The sequence below is a fragment of the Salibaculum griseiflavum genome (genome assembly GCF_003129565.1).
In the GTDB taxonomy this organism is placed as follows: domain Bacteria; phylum Pseudomonadota; class Alphaproteobacteria; order Rhodobacterales; family Rhodobacteraceae; genus Salibaculum; species Salibaculum griseiflavum.
In genome coordinates, this window is record NZ_QETF01000024.1 from 40,688 (window position 1) to 50,160 (window position 9,473).

5 protein-coding genes and 1 pseudogene (1 of these 6 cut by a window edge) are annotated in these 9,473 nt (G+C 57.1%); all 6 read left to right on the forward strand.

The window, feature by feature from the left end; all coding sequences use genetic code 11:
* Nucleotides 1–3,312 carry the 3' portion of an Ig-like domain-containing protein gene (locus DFK10_RS15355; protein ID WP_109389916.1) on the forward strand. 39,708 nt of this gene lie to the left of the window's left edge, so 3,312 of the gene's 43,020 nt are visible here — the last part of the coding sequence; the start codon falls outside the window, past its left edge; it ends in the stop codon at nucleotides 3,310–3,312.
* Nucleotides 3,313–3,395: 83 nt separating this feature from the next.
* Nucleotides 3,396–4,685 (forward strand): efflux RND transporter periplasmic adaptor subunit, encoded by a 1,290-nt coding sequence (locus tag DFK10_RS15360; RefSeq protein ID WP_217810181.1) that lies wholly within the window; start codon nucleotides 3,396–3,398, stop codon nucleotides 4,683–4,685.
* A 3-nt stretch (nucleotides 4,686–4,688) separates the two neighbouring features.
* Nucleotides 4,689–6,803 carry an HlyD family efflux transporter periplasmic adaptor subunit gene (locus DFK10_RS15365; protein ID WP_109389918.1) on the forward strand — a complete coding sequence of 705 codons (2,115 nt, stop codon included), beginning with the start codon at nucleotides 4,689–4,691 and terminating at the stop codon, nucleotides 6,801–6,803.
* Nucleotides 6,800–8,344 (forward strand): TolC family protein, encoded by a 1,545-nt coding sequence (locus tag DFK10_RS15370; RefSeq protein WP_109389919.1) that lies wholly within the window; start codon nucleotides 6,800–6,802, stop codon nucleotides 8,342–8,344. Before DFK10_RS15365 ends, DFK10_RS15370 begins: the two co-directional genes overlap by 4 nt.
* A gap of 271 nt (nucleotides 8,345–8,615) precedes the next feature.
* Nucleotides 8,616–9,047 carry a transposase gene (locus tag DFK10_RS15375; protein ID WP_109389920.1) on the forward strand — a complete coding sequence of 144 codons (432 nt, stop codon included), beginning with the start codon at nucleotides 8,616–8,618 and terminating at the stop codon, nucleotides 9,045–9,047.
* Nucleotides 8,977–9,246 (forward strand): annotated as a pseudogene (locus tag DFK10_RS15380) (sigma factor-like helix-turn-helix DNA-binding protein); the annotation flags it as partial. The gene DFK10_RS15375 and the pseudogene DFK10_RS15380, both read left to right, overlap by 71 nt.
* Nucleotides 9,247–9,473: the final 227 nt, after the last annotated feature.

The following is a 9,473-nucleotide window of genomic DNA, read 5'->3' on the forward strand; positions in this document are numbered from 1 at the left end:
AGCTTTGCCGCGATTTTGATGCATTCAGCAACACCAGGTGAGCCTGATGTTGCGGTGCCTGATACTAGCCATTACAACGCTATCGGTGCGAATACCGCCGGCGCATTATCGGCCGACGGCATCGCGCTGCTCAATGATGTGATCACGCGAAAAGCCGTGCCAACCATTGCCAGCACGCCGATGATTGAGTCGCTCGCCGGCACAGTGGATGAGCTAATGGCGCTGTCAGCCACGAATCTTGCCGCCGATGCGCCGCTACCGGATGGCACCGGCATGGATCAAACCTCGCTCGAGGCGCTCCATGAGCTTGGGTTTCGTACCTTGTCGATGGATGACCTTGAGCAGTTCTATCGGTTAGTGGCCGAGACCGGTGATCCAACGGCAGTGGATAGCGTTGAGGAACTCCGTGTTCTATCCATCGAAGCGGCACGGCTTAACGCACTTGATCGGTTGCGGGCCTATGCCGCTGGTGAATCGGATCAAGCGCCACCAGCGAGCGACTATGCGCTCAACGGGATTGAGTTCGACTCACCGGTCCATATTGATGCCTTTAATGATGCCCTCGCCGGTGACAATGTCGTACTAGACGCCAGTGATGACACGGCGCTAGCCGATCTAGAATCAATTACTGGCAGCTATGCGGCGATTCTCGCCGAGGCGAATGGTGTTGCTGCCGATGCCGATACCACCGTAGACCCGGTCGCGGCCGATTTCACGGCGATTGGCGCTAATGTTGCCGCACAGATCATGCCCGCACCGGGTGACAGTGCGGATCAGACGGCCACACTGTTCATTGAGGCCCTGAAGCTGGCTGACACCGATGCGGTGGCAACGGTTGCGCAGGTCGATCAACTGGCGAGTGCCTCGCAGCGTCTGATGAATAGCATCCTCTCACCTAATGCCGAGCCAGCGGACCCGGTCACACCGGCCGATTTCACCTTACTGGGCATGTCCGGCGTTACAGACTTCAATCTCGATGGTGTGCTCAGCGTACTCCAAGGCCCTGAACCAGCGGATGGTGAGACCAGACAGCCGATTGATCAGTATCTTGATATTCGCGAAGCGGTCGCCGAGCTACTCAATCAACTGCCCAAACCAAACAGCTTGGCAATAGAACTTGATGAGACACCACCCGGTGCGCTGCAAGGGGGGCCGCTACCGCTTGCTGATACCGGGGTGACAATCACTGGAAGTTTGGATGTCGCGGTTGATCCGACCGGCGGCCGCTATTTGGTGTATGGCCGAATGGATGGCGCGGGTGGCCCGGGGGTGAGCGATGAGGATGGCTGGCAGGCGCTTAATGGTCCCGATCAGCTTAGCGGTGTGAGTTGGGATGGCAATCACTTCACCTGGACCGGGGCCGCCGTCGAGCAGGGTACCGGCAAAGCGGTTCAATTTAAGGTGGTCGATACGCAAGAGGCTGATCGCGAAAGCGCTATTCGCACGCAGGCTTATCGCTACTACGACCCAGCGCTATTTCAGGATTTCGAAGGCCCGACGCTGCAAGTTCCTGGGGTGGATGAAAGTAATTCGATACCAGCCGATGCGATCCGCTTGCAAGTCGATATTAGCAGTGACGATATCCTCGCCAACACGGGTGCCGTGCGCTTGATGTTGGCGCCGGACGATGGTGATGATCCGAGGGAAATTCCGAGCGTATTTCATGCCCAGACCGGCTCGCTGATTCCTCTGTACGCTCTGCCTGAGGGTGGCTGGGATTTGTCGTATCAGCTGGTGGATTTCGCGGGTACCGCTTCGCAACAAAGTGAGGCAGTGTCGCTAACGATTAGCTCGCCGCAAAACGTGCTCTCGGAGAATGATCCATTCGGGCATAACGTTGAGGCCGGCATTCTGTTGGATGCGATTTCGCGTGATCGCTTGTCAATCCGTGGTGATTCAAATGACCTCACCTTGGATGCCACGGGTGATCGCATTGATGCCATTCGTGAGCTTAACTCCGACATCATTCTCACCGAAGGTGGGGCGATGCGCGCCGAAACACAGATGGATTTGGTGGGTGCGCAAAGTGCGGATGTCAGTGACCTTAATATAGCCCAGCAGGATTTATTGGATCGCTTTGGGCATTCTGCCTTTGATGCCTTTGAAGCGACCGACTTAGTGCGCTTCCGGCTCTACCCTCAGACCATGGTGGATCGGGGCGATGTCAGCCCAGAAGCACAGAATGACTTTGTCAACCGTGTGCGCGAAGCCTATACCGGCGTTCGCCACCAGGTCGATGTGCACATCGAGGACTCCACCTACGCAGTGGATGAATTTGAGGCGCGTTATTACAAGATCTATCCGGATGGAACAGTCGAGCATTTTGACTGGGATCCGGTCTCACAGACAGGTGCACGGGCGCAGGACACCGACGGTGATGGTTTCTATGATTTATTTACCTTGTTTATCCGTGAAGGCGGCCGTGGTGATGTGGATGGCGTAGCCGACGGCGTGGTGCTCGATCCCGGGTTTGGCGTTTTCTTTAGGCCGACTGCTGACGAGGAAACCATTACGCCGGTCTCTCCCGGGCCGGTCTCTCCCGGGCCGGTCTCTCCCGGGCCGGTCTCTCCTGGCGGGGGAGGCGTTCCTCCGATGGTGGAGAGTAACATTAGGCCGGCAGATCGTTGGAATGATAGCGGCTTCAACAGGGAGATTCACCTTCCGCAAAAACGGGCAGAGAACGCACCGGATCGGCTGGATGCGGCTGTCTTGAGGCAGTCTGAAATAGGTGACTTGGGCATCGCCCAACAAACCCCCATCGGTTTGCAACAGACCTTCGGCGAAGCAGGTCCCTTGCGTGGCATGGCCGTGCGCGGCAATCGGATGATGGATTTGGTTAGGACTATTTCGGATCCGTGGCAAACCGAACGCTCGACGAGTTGGCTGCGAATGGACGCGACCTTCGAATACACGCGCAGTGGTGGGTTCCACACCCTAGTGATGCCTTTGGAGGTGCCTGGTCTTGCGGTCCTTCGAGGACACCCGGACCTGCATCTGGAGTCCGGTGAGCGCTATATGGATGTCATTCGTCCCGACGCCTTTGTGCACTCCGATCCGGCAGCACAGGTGTTGCTGAAACTGGATACGTTTGACGACGAGGTGCTGCCAGAATGGATTCAGTTCAACAGCCGCACGGGTGAGTTAATCATTGAGCCGCCAGTGGACGCACCTGACAAACTTATTTTGCGGGTGACGGCCGCCGATGACCAGGGCAATAAGAAAAGTTTTGTGATCCGACTGCACCTCAGCGGTGAGGTGATCCGCATTGAGAGCGCCCGCAGTCTGGCTGAGCGCTTGCGCGAGGCCCGTTAAGAATGGCAGTACAGTTGCGCTCGCGAGCCGGGCAGGTCAACGATCGGATGGTTACGCTCGTGGAGCTCTCGCGTAAGGCGCGAATGGTCGAGCGTATCGAGGAGCTGGACTACCTTGTTGTTAATGCCACGCATCGCTTGGCCCCCTATCGGCAGGCAATTCTCTGGCGCGATGTCCATCAACCTGCCGCTCTGTCTGGGCTGATGTCGCTGGATGCCAATGCTCCGATGATGGGCTGGCTGACAAACTTCCATCGCCGTGTATTGAGTGATCGTGCTGCGGGGCCGGTGAATGTTGAGTCTCTCAGTGAGGAAGATCAGGCGGCCTGGCAGGAATACCTACCGTTGTATGCCCTGTGGTTGCCGGACATAACGGCCACCTCGGTGCCCTCTGGCTTGTTATTGGTGCGGGCGATACCCTGGAGCGATGAGGAAGGCACCCTGCTCGAGGAGTGGTGGCAGGTTTGGGCTCATGCCAAACGCTCGCTCCAGGGCGGTCAAGAGGCGCGTCGGCGCCTCACTCCTGGGGTGGTCAGGCAGTGGCTGTTGCCGGCAGAGCGTCCATGGTATCGCAAGCGGCTGATATGGATTGCTGCGGTTTTTCTGGTGCTTATGCTGCTCCCAGTTCGCATGACGGTCATCGCACCTGGACAGCTTGTGCCGGTTGATCCGCTAAGGGTCCGGGCCCCCATTGAGGGGGTGATTTCGGAAGTGCTGGTGAGACCGGCAGAACATGTCGAGGCGGGAGATCCGCTTTTCCGCTTCGATGATGAAATTCTCGAGAAGCGCGTTGAAGTCTCCCGTCGAGCTCTGAGCGCCGCAACGGAGCAGTATCAGCAATTTACCCAGCAGGCGTTGGATAATGACGAGTTTAGTGCCGAGTTAATTGAAGCAGCGGGGGCGGTTCAGCAGGCGCGCGCGGAACTGACTTTTCTCGAGTCGCGGCTGAACGACTCAACGGTCCGCGCCGCGATTGGTGGCGTTGCGATTTTTGATAGTGTCTCGGCGCTGATTGGCCAGCCAGTCGGCGTGGGTGAGCAGATCCTGCGCATCGTCGATCCGGGTAAAATCGAGATTGAGGCGTGGTTGTCCGTAGCAGATGCCGTCAATTTGCCGCCCGGCTCACCGGTCAACCTCTATCTTCGTTCCGCGCCGCTCAAGCCGGTCCGCGGGGAAGTTCGCTACGTCGCCTACGACGCCACGGAGCGACCCAGCGGGAACGTGGCCTACCGCGTTCGCGCGAGTCTTGATCAAGCGGATCTTCACCGCGTTGGCCTTAAAGGCACAAGCCGACTCAGTGGCGGCTGGACTACGCTGGGTTACTGGATACTGCGGCGGCCGATTGCCAGCCTGCGGACGCGGCTCGGTACCTGAACCATGACAGACTCGACAGCCCTTTCCATCTTGCGCGACGAAATCACTGTCTATCCTGGGCCCACTGGGTCTAAGGGGCATCCGAGCTGGGTACTACACGATCCGGCGCCAAATCAATTTTTCCGACTGGATTGGCCCACTTACGAGATTCTCTGTCGATGGGACTATCGTTCGCCGGAGCTCATCGTTGACGCAGTGAACCGGGAAACGACACTTGAGATTACACTTGAGGACGTTGAAAGCGTTGCTGTGTTTCTCAATACGCACTGCTTGGTCAAGCGACTTGATTTTGCGGACGCCATGGAGCTTGCTCGGCGCAAACAGGCGAGTAAAAAAGCGTGGTGGCTTGACCTGATGCATCGTTACCTCTTCTTTAGGGTGCCGTTGATCAACCCGGATCGCTTCTTGGAACGCTGGCTCTTTATTGGCATTTTTCTTTTCTCACGGGGCTTTACACTGACGACCGGCATAGTGCTCCTGTTTTCGCTGATCAAGGTGGGCCAGCAGTGGGAGGTCTTTCAGTCGACTCTGCTGGATACCTTTTCCGTAAAAGGATTTATGACCTATGCCTTTGCCTTGGTGAGCGTGAAAGTTTTTCACGAATTCGGCCATGGCTTCATGGCTAAAAGGTACGGCTGCCGAGTACCAGTGATGGGTGTGGCCTTCCTCGTGATGTTCCCAATGCCTTACACTGACACCAACGAAGTCTGGAAGATCAGCGATCGGCGTAAGCGCCTCGCGGTTTCAACCGCCGGATTGCGTTTAGAACTTCTGGTGGCAGTTTGGGCAACCTTACTTTGGGTGATTTTACCCGACGGTGCAATTCGATCAGCAGTTTTCTTTCTGGCCTCGGTAAGTTGGGTGCTATCAGTGTTGCTCAATATCAGCCCGTTCATGCGCTTTGACGGATATTTTGTGCTAATGGACTGGCTGGACTATCCCAATTTGCATGCGAGGAGTTCGGCGTTGGCACGGTGGCGAATCCGTCGCTTACTATTTGGCTTGGATGAGCCCCCACCCGAGACATTATCCTTGGGGTTCCAGCGTTTCCTCGTGGTGTTTGCCATTCTCACCTGGACTTATCGGTTCATCCTTTTTATTGGCATTGCTATTTTGGTGTACTTCAAGTTCACTAAAGTGTTGGGACTTCTCCTGTTTGTTGTCGAAATCTACTGGTTCATCCTCGCACCTGTGATCAAGGAAGCAAAACTGTGGTGGGAACGCCGAGCGGAGATATGGGCACAGCTTCGTACACGCGCTACAATCATGGTGACGTTGGGATTCTTGCTTGTGTTTGTTGTACCACTGCCGAAGCCGGTGACCTCTGAGGCACTGATGCGGCCGGTCCGGTCAACGCAGTTGGTAGTGCCTGAAGCAGCCCGTGTAAAAGCGCTGGCTGTGAGCGACGGAGCGGAAGTGGTTGCGGGTAGTCAGTTGGTGGAGCTAGTTTCCCCCATGTTGCTTTTGAACCAGCAGATGGCGGCTATGCGTGCCGAAACGGCGACTAGGCGACATCAGGCCGCCAGCCTTGACAAGGAGCGCGCTGGCTCGCCGCGGCTGGCCAACGACCAGCGGGAGTCTAGACTGGCCGAGCTCGAGCGCGCCAATCGTGAAGTAACAAAGCTTTCGCATATCGCACCATATCATGGAACGTTTCGGCTAAACAATCCGGACATTGCCGAGGGCGAGTGGCTGGCAAAGGATACGGTCGTCGGGACGCTAGTTGATGCGGATAGCGGGATGGAAGTTTTGACCTGGATTGATGAATCCGCTATCGACCGTGTATCGATCGGTGCCAAGGCTACCTTTTTCTCGCAAAGCTACGGTGATGTTATCTCTGGACGGGTGGTAGAGATCGGAAGTGACGCGATTAATTCTCTGTCGTTTCCAGCAATGGCCTCAGTTTTCGGCGGCGATATTCTAGCGCGTGAAAAAGCCGGTGAGCTAATCCCGGAACGCGCGACGTATCGGGTTGTTGTTGAGCTCGACGGCACTGGACGTAACCGGGTAACTAGCGTCCATTATGGCCGGTTAAAAATAGGTGCGCGACCGGCTTCTCTGGCTGGACAGTACTTACGTATAGTCGTCTTAAGTCTGATACGGGAGCTCAATCCATGAATGACCAGAATTTGGCGCGCGGCTGGCGCGGTGTCGTCCTATGTTGCGGTTTCTCCGCGATCTTGCTCGCCGGGTGTGCGGCTGAGCCGGTGGCCATCGATCGGCAGACCATGAGCAATGATCTGATTCAGGATCGCCTGTTCGCCCAGAAAGATGTCCCGCCGCTTAGCGGACCACTTAGCCTCGAGGAAGCAATTGCACGAGCGATCAAGTTCAACCTTGATCATCGAGTGACCCTGATGGAGCAGGCCGTCGCTCGTGGAGAGTTTGATTTAAGCCGTTACGATATGCTGCCTCGTTTACTCGCCGATGCCGGTTACAGTATACGTAGCGAGCCCCGCCTCACCCGATCGGTTAATGCAGTCACCGGCGAGGAGCTGGAGTCGGATCCCACCATTAGCGCAGATCAATCCAGCTGGGATTTCTCCTCTGAGCTCAGCTGGAGCTTGCTGGATTTCGGAGCTAGCTTTTACGACTCCCAGCAGAATGCGAATCGGCTTCTGATCGCCAAAGAGCGACGTCGTCGGGCGATGCATCTGCTTATCATGGACGTCCAGACGGCTTACTGGCGTGCGGCCAGCGCCCAGGCTCTAGAGCCCGAGGTCGAGGCAACCATTCAGGTAACCCGAGCAGCCATTCAGGACACACGGCTTGCCCAACAGGGCAACGCGCAGGGGCCGATGGAACATCTCCGGCACGAGCGGGCTCTTCTGAGGACCCTGCGCGATATGAAGCAGGTACAGCAGGAGCTTGTGGCCTCGCGCGTTGAGCTCTCTAATTTGATCAATGCACCAGTTGATCAGCCGTTAGATCTGGATCCGCCGATGTCCCTTGAAAATCGGCCGCGAGTTCTGGAAGAACCGATGGAAGTACTTGAGAGGGTGGCCCTTTATAATAATGCTGATCTCAAAGAGCAGTTTTACGGCCTTGAAATCGCAAGGCTGGAAACCCGGACTGCTTTGCTCGATTTGATGCCCGACCTCTCCTTCAGCTGGGGGCCGAGATATACTACGGACTCTTTCTCACTCAACAATCAGTGGAACGAAGGCGCGCTGTCGGTGGGCTACAACCTGTTTAGTTTGCTGAATATCAGAAACGTAAGGAACCATGCCGAGGCTCGGGAAAAGCTTGCCCATATGCGCCGAGTCGCCTTGCAGATGACCGTTGTCGCACAGGTCCATATGGCGGCGCTTCACTCGAGAAACGCCCTAAGTCGGCTCGATATCGCGGAAGAGCTGCAACATGTAGAGCAGGAGATCGAGTTCCGAATGGTGAATCAGCACAAGGCCGGCACCATTAGCGACGTCGAGTTGGTGGGTGCTCAGGCAGAGGCAATTATGGCGGATCTACTGCGCTATCAGGCTCTTGCAGGTTTCCACTCTTCGATGGGTCGTCTGCAGGCCTCTCTGGGGCTCGAGCCGGACATCAGTTCTATACAGGCCGCATCACTTGATGAGATCGAGCGAGAGGTGGGTATCACCTTGAAGAACTGGTATGTAAGCGACAGCTGGGCCCCACGAGCTTTTCAGCTTGACGGCTGAAAGTTCCAAGGGAGGAGCTCGTCGATCAGGTTTTTCGGATGGCTGGCGGCGATTGCGTAATCCGAGGTCATCCGGCCACCGATTCCGAAAGTATCCGGCCACCCAATCCAATTTTATCCGGTCAGTGATTCCGGGGTATTCGGCCACCCCTGGTAAGCGCCAGCTGGGCCCCACGGGCTTTTCAGCGTAAGCGCGAGCTGGCCCCCACCTTCTACCAGGTTCCGGGCAATGCGAGGCCGGTCCTGTCACAAGACAGGGAGTGCGTTTCTCAATGTGTGCTACGAATGCGTTTCTCCGATCGTTGGGGGTGGAGGTCTATGCGTCCGGTCAACGACGCTGGCCGGATGAGGTGAAGGCGCAGGTTGTCGCGGAGACCCTTCGGCCTGGTGCAACGGTCAACGCGGTGGCGGCGCGGTATGGTATCCGGCCGAACCAGTTGTCGGCTTGGCGGCGCATGGCGAAGGACGGCGATCTCGTCCTGCCGGCCGATGAGCGCGATGGGTGCGGATTTCAGAAATACCGGACAGCTATTTCGCTAATTCCCGGGCAGTTCCGGGAGGGCTTGGGCTCGGTTGGTCATCGCCTGCGCCGTCGCGGCATTCTGCCGGTCTTGAACAAGGCCGGGAGGGACCATGCCGAGACAGAAGCGAGCGAGGCGCACGACTGTGCAAGACATACGATCCATACTGCGACTGACGCATGAACAAGGGCTTTCGGCGCGTGAGGTTGCCGCGCGTCTGAAGCTCAGCAAAACGACAGTGGCAACATACCTGAACCGGGCCCGGGAAGCAGGGCTGAACTGCTGGCCGCTGCCCAAGGGCCGGGATGACGATTCCACGCTGAAGCAGGTTGTGTTCCAGCGCGTTGGCCGCCCACCGGGGGACCTGACCGAGCCAGACTGGCCGAAGATGCCATCAAAAACATAACTGCAGGCAGAGGATCAGCCGTGCCCGAGCTGTCCGGGAATTACTGAAACGGCTGTCCGGGATTTAGCGTAATAGCGTAATCACCCGGTTGGCACCGCCTGCCCATTCCTGACCTGAATGGCTAAGACACGTGCATAGCGACGTCGCTAGGGACGTGTCTGAGACGGAGGGTGTATGCGGGGCGAGGTTCTTGGGGTCGAGCG

Coding starts and splice junctions, on each gene's coding strand:
- DFK10_RS15375 (WP_109389920.1), top strand. CDS start 8,616: ATGTGTGCTACGAATGCGTTTCTCCGATCGTTGGGGGTGGAGGTCTAT.
- DFK10_RS15360 (WP_217810181.1), top strand. CDS start 3,396: ATGGTCGAGCGTATCGAGGAGCTGGACTACCTTGTTGTTAATGCCACG.
- DFK10_RS15365 (WP_109389918.1), top strand. CDS start 4,689: ATGACAGACTCGACAGCCCTTTCCATCTTGCGCGACGAAATCACTGTC.
- DFK10_RS15370 (WP_109389919.1), top strand. CDS start 6,800: ATGAATGACCAGAATTTGGCGCGCGGCTGGCGCGGTGTCGTCCTATGT.